At 61.7% G+C, this 17617-nt stretch carries 16 protein-coding genes; 11 read left to right on the plus strand and 5 right to left on the minus strand.

Annotated features, from left to right (window positions below; translation table 11 throughout):
- The first annotated feature begins 84 nt into the window (after positions 1–84).
- Together MTP16_RS05945 and MTP16_RS05950 are read left to right on the plus strand one after the other, a co-directional pair.
- Positions 85–774 carry an RNA polymerase sigma factor gene (locus MTP16_RS05945; protein WP_243516747.1) on the plus strand — a complete coding sequence of 230 codons (690 nt, stop codon included), beginning with the start codon at positions 85–87 and terminating at the stop codon, positions 772–774.
- Entirely contained in the window at positions 761–1981 is a 1221-nt protein-coding gene (locus MTP16_RS05950; protein ID WP_243516748.1) for a TonB family protein, read from the plus strand. Before MTP16_RS05945 ends, MTP16_RS05950 begins: the two co-directional genes overlap by 14 nt.
- A 68-nt stretch (positions 1982–2049) precedes the next feature.
- Here the strand turns inward: MTP16_RS05950 and MTP16_RS05955 are convergent, their stop codons facing one another.
- Together MTP16_RS05955 and MTP16_RS05960 are read right to left on the minus strand one after the other, a co-directional pair.
- A complete protein-coding gene (locus tag MTP16_RS05955) occupies positions 2050–3129 on the minus strand; it encodes a proline iminopeptidase-family hydrolase (RefSeq protein ID WP_380286570.1) in 1080 nt (359 codons plus the stop codon).
- A gap of 175 nt (positions 3130–3304) precedes the next feature.
- Positions 3305–3481: a hypothetical protein gene (locus MTP16_RS05960; RefSeq protein WP_243516754.1), complete on the minus strand. Its 177-nt coding sequence runs from the start codon at positions 3479–3481 to the stop codon at positions 3305–3307.
- 162 nt (positions 3482–3643) lie between these two features.
- Here MTP16_RS05960 and fumC point away from each other — a divergent pair, with 162 nt between their 5' ends.
- Positions 3644–5044, plus strand: a complete 1401-nt coding sequence (gene fumC / locus MTP16_RS05965; RefSeq protein WP_243516756.1) for a class II fumarate hydratase — start codon at positions 3644–3646, stop codon at positions 5042–5044.
- Between the two features lie 177 nt (positions 5045–5221).
- Here fumC and MTP16_RS05970 read toward each other — a convergent pair whose 3' ends face one another.
- Complete coding sequence (locus tag MTP16_RS05970; protein WP_243516758.1) at positions 5222–6253, minus strand: LLM class flavin-dependent oxidoreductase; 1032 nt, start codon at positions 6251–6253, stop codon at positions 5222–5224.
- A 189-nt stretch (positions 6254–6442) separates the two neighbouring features.
- Between MTP16_RS05970 and MTP16_RS05975 the strand changes: the two genes are divergently transcribed.
- The 5 genes from MTP16_RS05975 to MTP16_RS05995 all read left to right on the plus strand — a co-directional run bounded on the left by MTP16_RS05975 (position 6443) and on the right by MTP16_RS05995 (position 9302).
- On the plus strand, positions 6443–7036 hold the full coding sequence (locus MTP16_RS05975; protein WP_243516759.1) for a GNAT family N-acetyltransferase: 594 nt from the start codon (positions 6443–6445) through the stop codon (positions 7034–7036).
- Positions 7029–7430: a diacylglycerol kinase family protein gene (locus MTP16_RS05980; RefSeq protein ID WP_243516760.1), complete on the plus strand. Its 402-nt coding sequence runs from the start codon at positions 7029–7031 to the stop codon at positions 7428–7430. The genes MTP16_RS05975 and MTP16_RS05980 overlap by 8 nt, the downstream gene beginning before the upstream one ends.
- 92 nt (positions 7431–7522) lie before the next feature.
- Positions 7523–7984: a DUF6970 domain-containing protein gene (locus MTP16_RS05985; protein ID WP_243516761.1), complete on the plus strand. Its 462-nt coding sequence runs from the start codon at positions 7523–7525 to the stop codon at positions 7982–7984.
- A 93-nt stretch (positions 7985–8077) separates the two neighbouring features.
- The gene (locus tag MTP16_RS05990; RefSeq protein WP_243516762.1) at positions 8078–8575 is read left to right on the plus strand and encodes a DinB family protein; all 498 of its coding nucleotides are present in this window, start codon (positions 8078–8080) and stop codon (positions 8573–8575) included.
- A 94-nt stretch (positions 8576–8669) separates the two neighbouring features.
- Positions 8670–9302, plus strand: a complete 633-nt coding sequence (locus MTP16_RS05995; RefSeq protein ID WP_243516763.1) for a thioredoxin family protein — start codon at positions 8670–8672, stop codon at positions 9300–9302.
- Between the two features lie 73 nt (positions 9303–9375).
- Here MTP16_RS05995 and MTP16_RS06000 read toward each other — a convergent pair whose 3' ends face one another.
- Both MTP16_RS06000 and MTP16_RS06005 read right to left on the minus strand, forming a co-directional pair.
- Complete coding sequence (locus MTP16_RS06000; RefSeq protein ID WP_243516764.1) at positions 9376–10215, minus strand: DUF4382 domain-containing protein; 840 nt, start codon at positions 10213–10215, stop codon at positions 9376–9378.
- 115 nt (positions 10216–10330) lie between these two features.
- On the minus strand, positions 10331–13360 hold the full coding sequence (locus MTP16_RS06005; protein WP_243516765.1) for an AsmA family protein: 3030 nt from the start codon (positions 13358–13360) through the stop codon (positions 10331–10333).
- A gap of 366 nt (positions 13361–13726) precedes the next feature.
- Here MTP16_RS06005 and MTP16_RS06010 point away from each other — a divergent pair, with 366 nt between their 5' ends.
- From MTP16_RS06010 to MTP16_RS06020, 3 genes are all read left to right on the plus strand, one after another.
- Positions 13727–15067, plus strand: coding sequence for an OmpA family protein (locus MTP16_RS06010; RefSeq protein WP_243516767.1), 1341 nt, complete (start codon positions 13727–13729; stop codon positions 15065–15067).
- Between the two features lie 95 nt (positions 15068–15162).
- On the plus strand, positions 15163–16209 hold the full coding sequence (locus MTP16_RS06015; protein ID WP_243516771.1) for a PorP/SprF family type IX secretion system membrane protein: 1047 nt from the start codon (positions 15163–15165) through the stop codon (positions 16207–16209).
- Between the two features lie 69 nt (positions 16210–16278).
- Positions 16279–17556: an SUMF1/EgtB/PvdO family nonheme iron enzyme gene (locus MTP16_RS06020; protein ID WP_243516773.1), complete on the plus strand. Its 1278-nt coding sequence runs from the start codon at positions 16279–16281 to the stop codon at positions 17554–17556.
- The last annotated feature ends 61 nt before the right edge of the window (positions 17557–17617 follow it).

Below are 17617 nucleotides of genomic sequence, written 5' to 3' on the forward strand. Positions count from 1 at the left end.
GTAGATGAAAAACGCCGCATAACCCGCAGCCATGGCGCTGAGGCGCCATACAATCCCCCGAAATTGCCCTAACTTCCCAGCGCCATGTTCTTCCGCCGCGCCAAACCGTCGCCCGCTGCTGCCGCGCCGCTCTCCGACCAGGAGCTGCTGGCCCGCTACCGCGCGCACGGCAACGTGGCCGACCTCGGCCTGCTCTACGACCGGTACCTGCCCGAGGCGTTTGCCGTGTGCCGCCGCTACCTGGCCCCGCCCGACGAAGACGCCCAGGACGCCACCATGCAGCTGTTTGAGCACCTGGTGAAGGTGCTGCGCACCCACGCGCCCGACAACTTCCCGGCCTGGCTGCACACCACCGCCCGCAACCACTGCCTGATGCAGCTGCGGGCCCGCAAGCGCGCCGGCCCCAGCGCCGGACCTGTGATTTTGACACTGCCTGACGCCACCGATGTGGAAACCGCCGGCGCCCGGCATCTGCAGGACGAGGATGCTGCCGCCGAGGACGCCCAGGAAACCGAACTCCGCCTGCAAAGCATGGAGGCGGCGCTGGCCCAGTTGCCCCCGGCCCAGCGCCGCTGCCTCGAATTGTTTTACCTCGAAAAGAAAAGCTACCGCGACATCGCCACCGAAACCGGCCTCGAACCGAACCTGGTGCGCAGCCACCTGCAAAACGGCAAGCGCATGCTGCGCCGCCAGCTGGAGCCGCCCCCGGCCGTTTCCACTCCCCGCTCCTCGCTTCCCGCTTCCGATAACAACCCGCTCCATGTTGCCCGCTGATTCGCCTTTTGCCCCGCTGCCCGCCCCCGGCCCGCACCCGGCCACGGCGGAGTTGCGCGCCTACGCGGCCGGCACCCTGGCGCCGGCCGAAGAACACCGTATCGAAGCCCATACCCTCGACTGCGAGCGCTGCGCCGAGCTGGTGGAAGGTTTTTCGATGAGCGACGCCGTCACCACCGACCGCGCCATTGCCGAGCTGCGCACCCGCCTGCAAGCCCGCCTGGGCCAGGCCGAACCCGAGCCGGCTGCGGGCGGCTGGGCTTGGCCGCGCCTGGCGGCCGCGGCGGCATTGCTGGCCGTGGTGGGCACCGGCATCTGGGGTTGGGAGAAATATGAGTCGGCCGCGCCACCGGTTGTTGCTCGCCAGGAAGTGCCCCGAGCGCCGGCTACCCGCCGTGCGGCGCCGGTAGCCGCAGCTCCCCAGGCGTCTGCTCCGTCCGTCCCTGCTCCGGCCAGCCCTGCTCCTGCCGATTACGCGGCCGTGCAACGCCGCTCAAAAACCCGTGCGGCCCGGCAGCCTGCCACCTCAACCCTGGGAGGGACTGATTGGCTTGCCAATTCGGCCCCTCGCTTGCCAGCCCCGCCGCCCCGCCGGCCAGCAGTGAGTACCACTGCGTCTCCCGCAGCATCGGCTGCCGATATGGTAGCCGCTTCGGAAACAGCCGCTCCAGCGGGCGTTGCCCAAGCCACCCAGGTGCCTCCGGCCGCCGACGATAACGCTCGGGAATCAAAAATGGCCCAGGCCGACTTTACCCCGCCGGCCAGGAGCGAAGGCGCACCCGTTTCCTCGGCAGCCGATTCCGTGCATTCGCTCAGGGAGGTAGCCGCGCCAATGGCCAAGCCCATGAAAAAAGCGAAAGCCCATATAGTCGAGCCCGCGTCCGCCGTAGTAGCCAACACGCCCATGCCGGCCGGCTTTGCCATCAGGCCCGCGCCGGTGGGCGGCACACCCGCCTTCCGCGACTACCTGCGCCGCGAAGCCGCGCAGTTCGAGCCGGAGAAGGAAAACCGCATCAGCGGGCTGGTGCACGTGCAATTCACCGTGGGTGCCGACGGGCAGCTGAGCAACCTGAAAGTGACGCGCGGCATGCGCGCCGACTACGACGCGGAAGCCCTGCGCCTGGTGTGCGAAGGTCCCAAGTGGCAGCCAGGCATCGCCGGGGGCCGCCGCGCCCCGCTCACGATGGAGTTTACGATACCGTTTTAGTGGTTAACGGTTAGTGATGAGTGGTTAATTTGAACCGCAGCTAATCACTCATCACTAACAGTTAACTATTATAATTCGGCACCCGGCTTCACGGTGCCGGCATCCACCGCTTTCAGGAAAGTGAGCAGGCCCTTGAAGTAGGTTTGCTGGTCGTCGTACATGCTCATGTGGCTGCCTTGGGGGCAAATAAGGGAGTTGCCGCGTTGCACCTTGGTGGCAATCATGCGCATGTGGGCGGGGTCCATGGTGTCGTGCTTGCCGCCGATGCTGAGCACGGGCACCTTGAGTTTGGGCAGGTCGGGCACGCGGTTCCAGTTCACCAGCTTGCCCGAGATGCCGAACTCGCTCGGGCCCTGCATGGTCACGTAGAGCGACTGGTTAATCTTGCTCATGGCGCGGGTCACGGGCTCGGGGTTGGGCACCACGCGGCACAGGTGCTCGGCGTAGAAGTTGGGTTCGAGCAGGCCCATGTAGCGCGGGTTGCTGAAGTCCTTGCGCGCTTCAATCTGCCGGATTTCGGCCAGCACCTCGGGCTTCATCTGCTTGGCCAGCACTTCGTCGGCGTAGCGGCCGTAGTCGGGGCAGCTCATCATCATGTTCGAGATAATGAGGCCCTTGAGGTTTTGCTGGTATTTGAAGGCGTACTCGGCCGCCAGGATGCCGCCCCAGCTATGGCCCAGCAGGTAAAAGTTGGTGTTGTCGAGCTTCAGGGCCTGGCGCACCTGTTCCACCTCCTCCACGTAGCGCGGCAGGCTCCACATGGCGGTGTCGCGGGGGTTGTCGGAGTTGCCGCAGCCCAGCTGGTCGTAGTAAATGAATTCGATGCCTTCCTTGGGCAGAAAGTTTTCGAAGCACTCGAAATACTCGTGTGTGGCGCCCGGCCCGCCATTGAGCAGCAATACCTTGATTTTGGGGTTGTTGCCGTACTGCTTGGTCCAAACGTTGAATTTGCCCTTGGGCGTGCTGATGGGAATGACGCGCACGTTGCCGTCCTGCACGCCGGTTTCGGGGCTGTCGAAGTAGCTGGCCGGCACCGTTGCGGATGTAGCGGCGCCCGTTTCAGTTGTGGCGTTGGGTTGGTTGCAGCCCGCAAGCAGGGCGGCGCCGAGCACGCAAGTCGTTAGGCGGAGGGAGTACCGTTTCAGCATACACTTCATACAAGAGAGTTAAACCCGGCAAGCACGTTTCGGCTGCCCGATAAGGCGGCACAAGGTAGGGCCTGCCAATGATTTGCAGTTGGTAAACTTTAGGCTGAAAATATTGATGGAGAATAAAAAAGGCAGCCCAAGGGCTGCCTTTTTTGCAGTGAGGTTAAGCTATTGGCTAACCGCTGTAGCCGCCGCCACTCTCGGGCTCGGTGGCGCTGCCGCCGGGCTTGGTGGGGGTGGGCAGGTCGGTTTCGGTGGTTACCTCAACGTCGCTGTAGTCGGGGGTGCCGTCGCCCTGAACGGGAACGGGCGGCTCGTGTGAGGGGTCGGGAGTGGGGGTGGGCTGGTCCATAAAGCAGAAAAGTTTGATTGGGTGGGTGTACGGCATTGCGCGGCGCGTGGCTGCCTTGCGGCGGTCGGGGCCGGCCGGGTGGTGTACTTTTGTGCCCGGCAGTTGCCGCCTTGCTTCTTTCAAAACCCACCAATACTTCCCTCCACCACTCCACCAACCCGCATGGATTTCCGCACCGAAAAGGACACCATGGGCACCGTGCAGGTGCCCGCCACCGCCTACTGGGGCGCGCAAACGCAGCGTTCCATCGAGAATTTTCCCATCGCGCAGGACATCAACAAGATGCCCAAGGAAATTATCGCCGCCTTTGCCTATCTCAAGAAAGCCGCTGCCTTCACCAACCGCGATGCCGGCGTGCTGCCCGCCGAGAAAGCCGAGCTCATTGGTAAGGTGTGCGACGAAATCCTGGCCGGTAAGCTGGCCGATTCGTTTCCGCTGGTGGTGTGGCAAACGGGCTCGGGCACGCAAAGCAACATGAATCTCAACGAGGTGATTGCCTACCGTGGCCACGTCCTGCAGGGCGGCCAGCTCACCGACGAGAAAAAGGTGCTGGCGCCCAACGACGACGTGAACAAGAGCCAAAGCTCCAACGACACGTTTCCGACGGCCATGCACATCGCGGCCTACAAAATCCTGGTCGAAACCACCATCCCCGGCATCGAGAAGCTGCGCGACGCGTTGAAAGCCAAGTCGCAGGAGTTCATGCACATCGTTAAAATCGGTCGCACCCACTTCATGGACGCCACGCCGCTCACGCTGGGCCAGGAGTTTTCGGGCTACGTGTCGCAGCTCGACCACGGCCTGAAGGCCATCAAGAACACGCTAGCTCACCTGAGCGAGCTGGCCCTGGGCGGCACCGCCGTGGGCACGGGCATCAACACGCCCAAAAACTACGCCGTGAACGTGGCCAAACACATTGCCGACCTCACCGGCCTGCCCTTCATCACGGCCGAAAACAAGTTTGAGGCCCTGGCCGCCCACGACGCCATCGTGGAGGCCCACGGTGCCCTCAAAACCGTGGCCGTGAGCTTGATGAAAATTGCCAACGACATCCGCATGCTCAGCTCGGGCCCGCGCGCTGGCATCGGCGAAATCGACATTCCGGACAACGAGCCCGGCTCCAGCATCATGCCCGGCAAGGTGAACCCCACCCAGTGCGAGGCCATGACGATGGTAGCAGCCCAGGTGATGGGCAACGACGTGGCCATCACCGTGGGCGGCGCCATGGGCCACTTCGAGCTGAACGTGTTCAAGCCGGTGATGATTTACAACTTCTTGCACTCGGCCCGCCTCCTCGGCGACGTGTGCGTGAGCTTCACCGACAAGTGCGCCGTGGGCATCAAGCCGCTGGAGAAAAACATCAAAAAGCACGTTGACTCGTCGCTGATGCTCGTGACGGCCCTCAACCCCCACATTGGCTACTACAAAGCCGCCGAAATTGCCCAAACCGCCCACAAAAACGGCTCTACGCTAAAGGAAACCGCCCTCCAGCTGGGCTACGTGACCGAGGAGCAGTTCAACGAGTGGCTGAAGCCCGAAGAAATGGTGGGCGAAATCAAGTAGCCTTCAGAACGTGTACCCCGAAGCTCCTGCTTCGGCTCGCGTTGAACGATTCCTAACGCGGGCCGAAGCAGGAGCTTCGGGGTACACGTTCTGCCAGCTCAACCAGTCGTCAAAAAAGAAGTCCCGGCCGCAAAGCCGGGACTTCTTTTTTAGACGGCGGCGTTGCCGCGTCAGCCTTTATACCGCCGAATCGCGCAGCAGCGGGGCCACCCGCGTACCCAGCAGCTCAATGGAGCGCATGATTTCGGCGTGTGGCAGCGCGGCCACGTCCTGTTGGAAGGTGACGCGCGACACTCCACCAAGTGCCTCGCTATGGCGCAGGATTTTGGCAGCTACCTCCTCGGGGCTGCCCACCAGAAGCGCCCCCCGTGGCCCGGCCTGGGCATCGAACATCCCCCGCGTGATGGCCGAGCCGCCCCGCTCGCGGGCGCGCTCGGTGAAGGTGCGGGCGTAGCCGGGAAAGAATTTTTCCGCAGCTTGCTCGGTGGTTTCGGCTACGTAGCCCAGCGAGTGCAGGCCCACTTTCAGCTGCTCGGGCGCGTGGCCGGCCCGGCGGCCCGCTTCGCGGTACAGGTCTACCAGGGGCCGGAAGCGGTGGGTATCGCCGCCAATGATGGCTACCATCAGCGGCAGGCCCAACGTGCCGGCCCGCACAAACGACGCGGGCGTGCCACCCACGCCCAGCCAGATGGGCAACTGCGGCTGCATGGGCCGCGGGTAGATGCCCTGCCCCGTGAGCGCCGGCCGAAACTTGCCCGACCAGTGCAGCTTATCCTGCTCCCGAATGCGCAGCAGCAAGTCCAGCTTTTCGGCAAACAGTTCGTCGTAATCGTCGAGGTCGAACCCGAAGAGGGGGAAGGCTTCGATGGAGGAGCCGCGGCCCACCACCATTTCGGCCCGGCCCTGCGAAATCAAATCCAGCGTGGCGTACTCCTGGAACGCCCGCACCGGGTCGACGGCGCTGAGCACGGTGACGGCGCTGGTGAGGCGAATGCGTTGGGTGCGCGCCGCGGCGGCCGCCAGAATCACGGCGGGGGCCGAATCGAGGAACTGCGCGCGGTGGTGCTCGCCAATGCCAAACACGTCGAGGCCTACCTGGTCGGCCCGCTCGATGCGGTCAAGCAGCTGGCCCATGGCTTCTGCCCCACTGGGCTTTTGGTCGGTGCCGTTATCGAAGAAGGCAGCGAAACTATCAATTCCAATTTCCATGATTGTATCGGCTTAATAAGGTGGGGATAGTTGAGCAAATCCTGAGGCTTAGCTCAGTCATGAGTTCTACAGGTCAAATGTACGTACATTATATGTATGTACATCATTTATTGAACAATAATTCTGCTTTTCGAAACGACTACGACGGTGGCAGTCACTTTCTTATTTTCCCAGCATCTTTGCCGCCCCATGGATTTCTCTGCTCCCCTTGTGCTCGAAAACAGCCGCGCCCGCCTGCGCCCGCTGGAAATTGGCGACTTTGAGGCCCTCAAAGCCGTGGCCTTCGACGCCGACCTCTGGAAATACACCCTCACCCGCGGCGACGACGCGGTGAGTCTGGCCGCCTACATCCGGCAGGCGCTGGAGGCGCGGACGCAGGGCCTGCGCTACCCCTTCGCCATCATCGACCGCGAAACCGGGCAGCTGGCCGGCAGCACCAGCTACTACAACGTGGCGCCCGCCGACCAGCGCCTAAGCATTGGCTACACCTGGGTGGGCACGCCGTTCCAGCGCTCGGGCCTGAACCGGGCCTGCAAGCACCTGCTGCTATGCCACGCCTTCGGGCAGATGGGCTACGAGCGGGTGGAGCTCGAAACCGACTCGCGCAACTATAAGTCGCGCACGGCCATGGCCCGTATGGGCGCCACCGAAGAAGGCACCTTGCGCAGTCACCGTCCCACGCAGGGCGGCATCCGGCGCGACACGGTGATTTTCAGCGTTATCCGACAGGATTGGTCGGAGCTGCGCCAAACTACTTTTCAGCAGTACGAAGCCCGTGGCTGAGCCCCCTGCCCCCAACCGGCTGCGGCCCCCCGAGGGCCTGTGGCGCCGGCGCGTGGCCAGCTTCGGCCACGCCTTTCGGGGCGTGTGGGCCGCGTTGCGCTCGGAAGTGCACCTGCGCTTTCACGCTTTTGCCACGGTGGTGGTGGTAGGGCTGGGGTTTTACTACGGCATTTCGCGCCTGGAATGGGCGCTGGTGGCTATTTCGGTGGCTTGCGTGTGGTCGGCGGAGCTGATGAACACGGCCATTGAGGCCCTTACCGACTTGGCCTCGCCCGAATACCACGTGCTGGCCGGCAAGGCCAAAGACGTGGCCGCCGCTGCCGTGCTGCTGGCGGCGCTGGGAGCCTTAGTGGTGGGCGGGCTAGTATTCATTCCACGGCTGCTGGGGTCTTGAGCATTGGCCCGACCTGAACCATTGCCCGCGGGCGGCGTAACCATAGCCGGCCTGGCTGTGTTAGCATCGGCCGTTTATTTCCCTTCGAGCTTATGCGCCTGCTTTTCTTCGTCACTCTGTTGCTGACCTCCGCCTGCGCCTCACAGCAGGTGAGCGTGACCACGCCCACTACGCCACCCGAAAACGGGCAGGTAGTAACTGGTGGCAGCGTGACCACGGCTCCTTCCAGCACCAACACCGTGGACCCCGTGCCCGCCCGCGTAGCCGAGTCGGACACCACGGCCAGGCCGCCGTGGCTGAAAGCCCGCATTACCGAGGTGCTGGCCGAGCGCAAGCGCAACCCCATCACCCGCATCCTGCGTTACGACTACGAGGGCCGGAAAGTGTACTACATCTCGGCCCCGTGCTGCGACCAATTCTCCAACGTGTACGACACCCAAGGCAAGCTCATTTGCCAGCCCGACGGCGGCATCACCGGCAAAGGTGACGGCAAGTGCCCGGACTTTGACAAACGCAAAACCAACGAAAAACTGGTCTGGCAAGACCCGCGTTAGCGGAGTGTTGAGGGTTGGACTTTGAATGTTGACTTACTCAACGGCTCATTTCCTCAATTCAACACTCAGCATTCAGAACTCAACACAAACCAAATGAATACTTTAGAAAAACTCGGTGCTTTCAATGTGTGGGCCAACGACACGGTCCTGCAGCGCCTCGATGAAATTGCGGCCAGCGGCCAAGAAATACCGGCCGTGGTGCTGCGCCTGTTCAGCCACGTGCTCAATGCCCAGGCCATTTGGATTTCGCGCATCGGCGGCCAGCCCCAGCCAGTGAAGGTGTGGCAGGAACACGACCTGCCCACCATTCACCGCCTGCACGAACAAACCTCGGAGCCGCTGCACCAGCTGATGGTGCACGCCGACGAAACCGAGCTGCAACGCCTCATTTCCTACACCAACTCGCTGGGCAACAGCTACCACAGCGCCGTGCACGACATCCTGACCCACGCCGTGGTGCACGCCAGCTACCACCGCGCCCAGGTGGCCACCCGCCTGCGCGACCACGGCTTCGAGCCCGTCAACTCCGACTTCATCACCTACTGCCGCGAATTGAGCGCGGCGGCCCAAACGGCCGTGCCCAGCCTGTAGGCGCACTAGTGCGGCTCCATTTGCGTTTCCAGAAAACCCTTCCGGCTTCGGAAGGGTTTTTTAGTCCTACCCACCCGCCAATACCCTGTTAGCCATGACCGAAACCCAGGCAACGGCCGCGCCGGTTCTTTCAGCCGAGCGGCTCAACCAAGCGTATTCCTACACTGCTTACCGCCAGCTGCTTGATGAGCTGATGGCCCAAAACCTGACCACCGGTCCCAATCAGTCGGAGCAAATTGTTCAGTATGCGCGCTTGAATCTCAAGCGGATGCAGCGCCTCGATAAGACCGTGGAGCTGCTGCCCGAGCTTCAAAAAGCTCTCGACCAACTCGACCGGGGCTACGAGTGGCTCATCATCACGGAAGGCTGGTGCGGCGACGCAGCCCAGATTGTGCCCGTGCTGGAGGCCGTGGCCCGCGCCAGCCAGGGCAAAATCAGCACACGCTACGTGCTGCGCGACGAAAACCTCGACCTCATGGACCGCTACCTCACCAACGGCGGCCGCTCCATTCCCAAGCTTGTGGCCCTCTGCACCGACACGCTGAAGGAGGCCGGCACCTGGGGCCCGCGCCCGGCCCCGGCCCAGGAGCTGTTCAACCGCCTCAAGGAAGAAGGGGTGTCGTACGAGGATTTCGCCACCCAGCTGCACACCTGGTACGCCCAGGACCGCACCCTGAGCACCCAGCGCGAGTTGGTGACGCTGCTGCACAACCTGAAGAAATTCTAACCGGCCCAACGGCCAAGCAAAAGCCCCGACCTCTGCTGAGGTCGGGGCTTTTGTTTATCGTCTTGATTAACGCTTACTGCACACTCACCGAGCCCAAGTCGGTAATCTGGTCGTTGGTCACGTTCACGCCGGTGCGGGTGGCGTTGCGGTAGGGGGCCTGACCGGCAGGGGCCGTGGTGCTGGGGAAAAACTGCACCTGGTAGGTGCCGGCCGCCAAGCCGTTGAGCTGGAAGGCGCCCGAAGCATCGGCCGAAGTGCTCACCGTATCGGGGCCGAGGATGGTGGAGCGGATGGCCAGAATTTGGGGCAGGGCGGCCGCCGGCGTCACGGTGCCGCGAATGCCGGCGCGCAGGTCCTGGGCTACCACCCGGATGACCGGCTTGAGCAGGTAACGCTCTTTTTTGTCCTTGCCGGGGTTCCAGTTGCCGCGCTCCACAATGGACTTGGCCACGTCGAAATCAAGCAGCAGTTGGAAGGTGCTGCGCTGGCGCAGGGTGGCTTTGTCGAGCTTCAGCTTCACGCCTGAGGTTTGGCCGCTGGGGGTTTTGAGGTCGTAGCGCTGGCCATCGGTGCCGATGACGTAGCTGTCGGGGCCCAGAATCAGGCGAATTTCCTTGAGGTCGCCGGGGGCAAAGTCCTCGCTCACCAGCAGGGCCGAGCGGCCGTTTACGTACTCTAGCACATTGATGGCCTGGGGCGTGAAGCCCAACGTTTTCCAACCATCCGGGTCGTTTTCTTCTTTCAGGTGCACCTCTACCTGGCGCACGTCCAGGACCACGCTGCGGAAGTCGCCGGGGGCGTCCATCAGCCGCACTTCGAGCTTGCCATTGGCGTCCGAATCGTCCGACTTAGAGCAACTCGCCAGGCCCAACAGAGCTGCGGCGGCAAAAGGTAAAAAGCGCGTGATTTTCATAAGAATGGGTAATGAAGTCAATGATGGGGCATGAAACGGCCCGGCCAACCAAGAGGTTGCCAGGCCGCCGCACTCAACAATATTGCCAAAACCGGCCATTGTTGGCCCCGTCCAACTACTTCACCGAATCGGCCGGTTCCACGGGTTTGGGCTTTGGCTTGGGCTTATTGAACAAGCTGTTGAAACCTTTGGATATTTGCTCTTTGGCTTTGTTGGCCGCATCAATGCGCTGCTGCTTCTTGTCCAGTTCGGCCTGGGCGGCGGCTTCCTCAGTCGTCTGCCCGGCGCGGCGGATGCTGTCTTCCTTCGAGATGGCGCGGGGTTTCACACCCAGCAGGTCGAGGGCCTTTTGCTTGGCCACGTTCTGCACCAGTGCTTTGCCCTGGTCCTTCACGCTGCCGCTGGTCAGCTTCACCACCGGCGCCTTCACCGTGCCGCCAATGTTGAGGCCCAGCGTCACGCGGTCGGTGCCCTGAATGTTTTGCACGCCCGTGAGCTGCGTCAGCTTACTGTTCATGGCCGAGCCCAGCTTGCCGGTGGGCACGTTCAGGGCGGTGATGTAGGAGAGCACGCCGGTCAGGCTGTTCGAGCCGCCGATGTTCATTTTTACGTCGCCAATGGTCAGGTCGAAGGGTTGCACCACGAGGTTGCCGTTCACGATGTTGGCCTGGATTTTCTTGTCCACCACCAACAGCGTCTTCAGCTCGGGCAGGGTAGTGAGGCTGGCAATTTTGGTCATCACCTCGCTTTGGTTGATGGCCGCCCGCACCACGTCGAACAAGCCCTTACCGCTCAGCGTGGCCAGGTTCGGCATCATGTCGGGCCCCATCTCGCCGCTCACGCTGAAGTTGGTACCAAACACGCCCTCCACCTGGCTGGCCAGCGGCACCAGCGTCTTGATGGTGTTAAAGGCCGCAAACGCCTTCTGAAAATTCAGGTCTTTGATGTTGAGCCCGAAGTTGAACTTGGGGTGCGCCAGGTTCTTGCTGCTGTAGCTGCCCGTGGTACCAAACGTAGCCCCCAGCGTGTTGAACGTCATATTCTTAAGGGTGGCCGTCTGGTCGTTCACCGCCACCGAGCCCTGGGCGTTGGTCAGCTTCAGGTTGTCGTAGGTCACGTTGTCGACGTGGCTGTTCAGCACCAAGTCGAAATACTTGGGAATCTGGAGCACGCCCTCGGCCTTGGCCGGGGCCTTGCCGCCGGTGCTGGCCACCGTGGGCTTGGCCGATACCTCGTCCACCATCCACTCGTTCGCATTGAAATTGCGCGAGTTCACCGTCAGGTTGCCCTTCAGCGACTGGCCCGGCGTGAACAGATAGCCCAGGTAGTTGCTCACCGTGCCCGAGGCCGCGAAGTCGGAGCTCCCGGCCGTGCCGTTCAGGCTTTGCAGCGCAATTTGGTTGTTGTTGAAAGTGGCCGTACCGGAGCTGATTTTCACGCCCTGCGGCAGGTCCTTGCTCTTGTAGGTCACGTTGTTGGCCTTCACCGTGCCGCTGGCCACCACGTTCTGGTAGCGGCCGGCTTCCACGTCGGCCATGTTGCCCTTGGCGGCAATGTCGCCCGACACACGGCCCGTCACGGTCATGCCTTCCAGCGGGAAAATCTTGGTAATCTTGGTCAAATCCACCGTGCCGCGCACGTTGGTGTCGAACACCGGCTTGTCGATGTTGTGGGCCGTGAGGCGGCCTTCCAGCGGCTCGCCCTCCAGCACCATCCGGAACTGCGGCAGGTTAATCTGCGTGTCGTTCACCCGGCCCGTGGTGTTCACCACCGTACCGCTCAGGTTGATGTTCTCAATCGGGGCCGGGAACTTGGCCGATTTCACGTAGCCGTTGGTGAGGCGAATGGCCGCATTCACCACCGGCATCTGGGTTTTCGAGTACGTGCCCTTTGCCGTACCGTCCACAAAAAACTGCCCGCGCATGTTCAGGTCCTTCACCGGGTACACCTTCAGGGCTTCGGCCAGGTTCACGTTGGCTTTCACGCGGCCGTCCACCTTCATCGGGTTCAGGCCGTCGATGGCCACGTTGCCGTCCACCGGGTCAGGCCCGAGGTCGAGGTGAAACTGCGGGATGTTGACTTTCACGTCGTTGGTCACGCCCGTGGGGTTATCCACCTTCATCTTGAGGTTGATGTTCTTGGCCTCGCGCGGCAGGTCGGGGTATTTGAAGCGGCCGTTGGTCACCACCAGGTTCACGCCGTAGCCGGGCAGTTGCGTGGCCGTCTGGGTGCCCTTGGCATAGCCGTCAAACGCCACCTTGCCGCTGGTTTCGATGTTCTTGAACTTCTCCGTAAAGACGCCCGGCACCAGGCTAAGCAGCGTTTTGAAATCCGTCTCCAGCGCCTTGAACGTGATGTCATAGGTAATATCCGTGGCATTGGGCAGCCCGATGGCGCCCGCGAAGCTGAAGGGGAAGTCGTTGAGCTTAATCTTGTTGTCTTTGAACGTGTAGAGGCTCTTGTTCAAATCCATGTTCAGCGTCACGTCGGCGTCGAGCTGCTTGTCGGTGAGGTAAGCCACGCCCCCGTAGGTCATATCGAGGTCGGTGGCCGTGGTTTTGGAGGTCATGTCGAACACGTTGCTGGCGAAGTCGCCGCTGCCGCTGTGGTTCACGCCGCGCGCTTCCATCCGAAAAGGCAGCGTCAGGTCCTCATAGCGCAGGTGCGCGTCGGTCAGCTCCCAGCCCTTAATGGCCAAGCTTACCTGGCTGGTATCCTGGCCCTTGGCCGCAGCCGCGGAGTCTGAAATCATTACGTCCCAGTTGGCCAGACCGCTTTTCAGGCGGCGCAGGCTCAGGTCGGGCCGCTCCAGCTCCACGCTGTTAATCTTGATTTCCTCGCCTTTGATTACCGTCATCACGTCCAGGCCCACCCGCAGGTTGGGCAAGTAGGCCAGCGTGTCGCGGCTGAACGAGTCGAGCCCAATCACCCGCAGGTCCTTGATGTCGAGCGTCAAATCGGGGAAGGAGTGGAGCACGCTCACGCCGATGTTGGCCGGGTCGTACTGCACCTGCGCCCGCACGCGCTGGGCTATCTGCTTGTCGGCCAAGGCACGCAGCTTGTCCTTAAACAGGAAAGGCGCGGCTACTACCGCCAACACCAACACCACCAAAAACACACCTACTCCCAACAAAATTTTTCGCATGGCAAAAGCTAATAAAGTACTGGAGACAAAGGTAAAAAGAACGTGATACTGCGTTTTTTACAATATGAGCAGGCGCCAAAAACCAAGTAGTGACCGAGCATGATGTAAACAGCATCGCGTAGCTACACAACTGCCAAATCGTTGAAAATGGGTTGATAGCAGCTAATCAGAACCCCATTCAACAAAAAGGTTCTTCTTTTCAACGTTCCATAAAGCGTCTTGACTCTGCCCCAGTATGGCTCCGCTTACTGATACCGTTCTTAGTATAAATCAATTCGCTAAATTAGATAAATTACAAATTTTTATCCAATTGTTATAGAAAGGATTTAAGAGGTATATTTGCTGTCCGTAATAACCTTGTGTAATATGAAGTTCCTTTTTACCTCGCTTGTGGCATTCCAAATGGCGGTCGGATTTGCTGCGCACGCGCAGGTTGCCACGCTGAGCCTGATGGGCAACGTGCAGTCTGAAGACCAACAGGCCTTGTCAGGCGCCGCAGTCACGGTTATCCACGTACCCTCCGGCGTGCGCCACGCGGCGGCTTCCGACCGAGCCGGCCGTTTCATGATTCCCAACCTGATGGTGGGCGGCCCCTACATGATACGCGTGGGCGAGGGCGGGTACCGCCCTCAAACAGTAGAGAACATATTTTTGGAGGCTGGCAAAACTGCAAACTTCACGGTTGTACTCAATAAGTTAAATCGTGAAGACAATAAAAAAGGAAACAACCGGAATGCTGTTGCGGACCTAGACCCCAACGCCACTACCATGACGTTGGCTCCGGAAGCCGTAGTGGGTGGCCCGGTGTTGGTGACCATTGCGCCCAAAAATTCGAAGTACGCGAGCAGCAACAGCCCGGCTCGCACCGCCCCAGCCCCTGCAAACCCGACGTTAACGGCTTCGACGGCACCCGCGCCCGCCGACCGTAACCCGGCAGCCTCGCGCCCGGAAGCCAAGCCCGTAGTGCCCACGGCAGTTGCGGCTCCTGTCGCTACGGCACCAACCCGGTCGGCAATGCCCGCACCGATGTCTGCGCCCACAACAACACCGGCATCGGCGCCCGCGTCCGTACCCGGCGCGGCCCCGGCAACGGAAACAAAGAAGTCCGTGGCGCCTTCGCGCTACAGCCGCCGGCCCTACACGCCCAACCGGCCCTACGCTCCCCGCAAGGTGACCGACCCCATTGTACCGGGCCATTTCGACGCCAAAAGCGGCAACTACATCTACCACACCGGCGCCCCCACCACGTTGAAGCTGGCCAACGGCGCCACCCTCGCTGGCGTCGGCGTCAACTCGACGGAAAGCTACCTGCACCGCTTCTTGGCCGACCCTGCTGCCAAAGTGGACACCGCGGACCTGACCAACGGCTGGTACAATTTCGACCGCGTGTTTTTCACGCCCGGCAAGGCCACACTCACGCCCGAATCGATGGGGCAGTTGCGCAACATCGCTACGATTTTGAAAGCTTACCCCAACGCCCGCGTCAAGCTCGGCGGCTACACCGATAGCACGGGTACCTACCAGGTAAACCGGCAGCTCAGCGAGGCCCGCGCCCGCACTGCTTGGGCCAGCCTTGTCGACATGGGCATCAGCCCTAGCCGCATCGAGGCCCGCGGCTACGGCCCGCGCTATTCCATTTCGGCCAACAACTCGGAGGCAGGCCGCGCCATGAACCGCCGCCTCAGCGTGAAAGTGCTGCAAAAGTAGGCCGACTCCGCCCGAAGTAAACGCACGGGCGCGGGCCGTACCTTCGCGCCGACGACCGCACTATTTTGGAGTGCGGCAGCGTTACTGCGGTTCCTATGCCCAAGCGTTTTCTTTCGTTGTTTTTGCGCCCGAAGTACGGCTTGGCCACGGGCTTGCTGCTGGGCACGGCGTTGGGCGCACGGGGGCAGGACGTTTTTTTCTCCCAGCCTTTTGCCACACGCCTGCACACCAACCCCGCCTTCACTGGCTTGGTTGATGATTATAGCGTGACGCTGAGCTACCGCAACCAGCTCCCGCTGCTGGCGGGTTCCTTCGTCACGGCCCAGGCCGCCGCCGATGTGCGCCTCAACCAGCCCGGCCAGCACCACGCCCTTGGCCTGCTCATCAACCAAGACCGCACCGGCGCAGTGGGCTACACCCGCTTCGAAGCGGGCGGACTCTATGCCTACCACACCCGCATTAAGGAGAAGCTGGCCCTGAGCGGCGGCCTGCGCGCCAGCTACGGCCGCCAGCGCGTCGGATATGACAATTTCGTGTTCGGCGACCAGATTCGCGAAGACGGCAGCGTGGCCGGGCCCTCGGCCGAATCCCTGGATTTCCCGCCCGTCAACTACTTCAGCGTGGGCACCGGCGCGGTGCTCTACACCGACCAGTTCTGGCTCAGTCTGGCCGGCCAGCACCTCAATCAGCCCAGCCTGGGCTTCCGCAAGCAAAGCGAACTGCCCCTGCTGTTGAATCTTTCGGGGGGCTATAAGTTTTTTAAGGTGAAGCCCGGACCCGGCATTGCCACCCGCGAGGTGAGCTACACGCCGGTGGCGGCCTACACCCGACAAGGTGGTTCTCAGCGCATTGAAACCGGCGTTTACTTCACCGCCTCGCCCGTTACTTTGGGAGCGGTGTACCGCAATATTTACATACCGGGCAGCGTTGGGTCGCAGCACGTGCTGGCCGTGGTGGCCGGGGTGCAGGCCGGGGGCCTGCGCCTGGGCTACAGCTACGACGTGGGCCTCAGCCGCCTAAGTGCCGACCTGGGCGGTGCCCACGAGGTGACGCTGGCCCTGCGCGCCTTCGACCGATTGGAAAACGCCCATCGTCGTTTAAAAAAGAGAGTTTACCCGGCAGCCCCTTGCCCAACATTTTAATATTTTGTATTATTGCGTCCTGATTGCCTTAGCTAACCCCTCAGCCCCCATACTCATTTTAACTTAATTATGAAATTAACCAATTATCTACGCCTCTCCGTGCTTGGCCTGGTAGTGCTGGCGAGCTGCGGCAAGAAAGGCCCGCCCACGGCCCAAAAGCCGGGCAAATATTCCTCTACGACCGGTATTGAATATAACACGGAGAAGGGCATGGCCGTGGCTAACTTTAAGAAAATCCCCGAAGGCCCGGGCTTGGTGTTCATCGAAGGCGGCCGCACGGTGCTGGGCTCGCAGGAAGAAGACGTGACCCAGACGCACGACAACATCGAGCGCACGGTGACCATCGCCTCGTTCTACATGGACGAAGCCGAGGTGGCCAACATTCACTGGCTGGAATACCTGCACTTCATCCGCACCGACTCGGCCGAAGAGTTTTACCGCTCGGCCCTGCCCGACACCACCGTGTGGGCCCGCGACCTGTCGTTCAACGACCCCTACGTGACGTACTACCTGCGCTACCCCGGCTTCCGCTACTTCCCCGTGGTGGGCGTGAGCTGGCTGCAGGCCGATGACTATTGCTCCTGGCGTACGGCCAAGGTGAACGAGCGCCTGGCATCGGGCGGCGACGCCAAGCCCGGCATCGGTGGCCTCTTCGGCAAGAAAAAGAAAAAAGGCGACGACGCCGCCGCTGGTGGCGCCGAAGGCACCGCCGGTGCAGCCGGCGCTCTGGCAACTGGTAAGAATTCCACTTCTATCGAAAACGGCAACACGCTGCCCAACTACCGCCTCCCCACCGAGGCCGAGTGGGAATATGCTGCTCAGGCACTTGTAGGCACGCAGGAAGTGGGCAACGAGAACCAGGAAGAGAAGCGCATTTACCCCTGGGATGGCAAATCGACCCGCAATGCCTACGGCAAGAAGCAGGGCCAGTTCTTGGCTAACTTCAAGCGCGGCCGCGGCGACTACGCCGGTATTGCTGGCAGCCTGAACGACGGCGCCATGATTACGGAGTACATCTACTCCTACCCGCCGAACGATTACGGCCTCTACAACATGGCTGGCAACGTGAACGAGTGGGTGCAGGACGTGTACCGCCCCCTGTCGTTCCAGGACGTGGAAGACCTGAACCCCTTCCGCCGCAACGGCGTGGGTGACCCTGCCGAGAAGTACGACAAGAAAGGCTACCAGTCGCTGATTGACGACCACGTGCGCGTGTACAAAGGCGGTTCGTGGCGCGATGTGGCCTACTGGCTCTCGCCCGGCACCCGCCGCTTCATGGCCGAAGACTCGTCGACGGCAACCATCGGCTTCCGTTGCGCCATGATTAACGCTGGCTCGAACAAGTAAGCTGGAATCTCAAGCAACAAAAAGGCCGCTCCTGAATCAGGGGCGGCCTTTCTGTTTAATT

It is taken from the genome of Hymenobacter monticola, assembly GCF_022811645.1.
Classification (GTDB): domain Bacteria; phylum Bacteroidota; class Bacteroidia; order Cytophagales; family Hymenobacteraceae; genus Hymenobacter; species Hymenobacter monticola.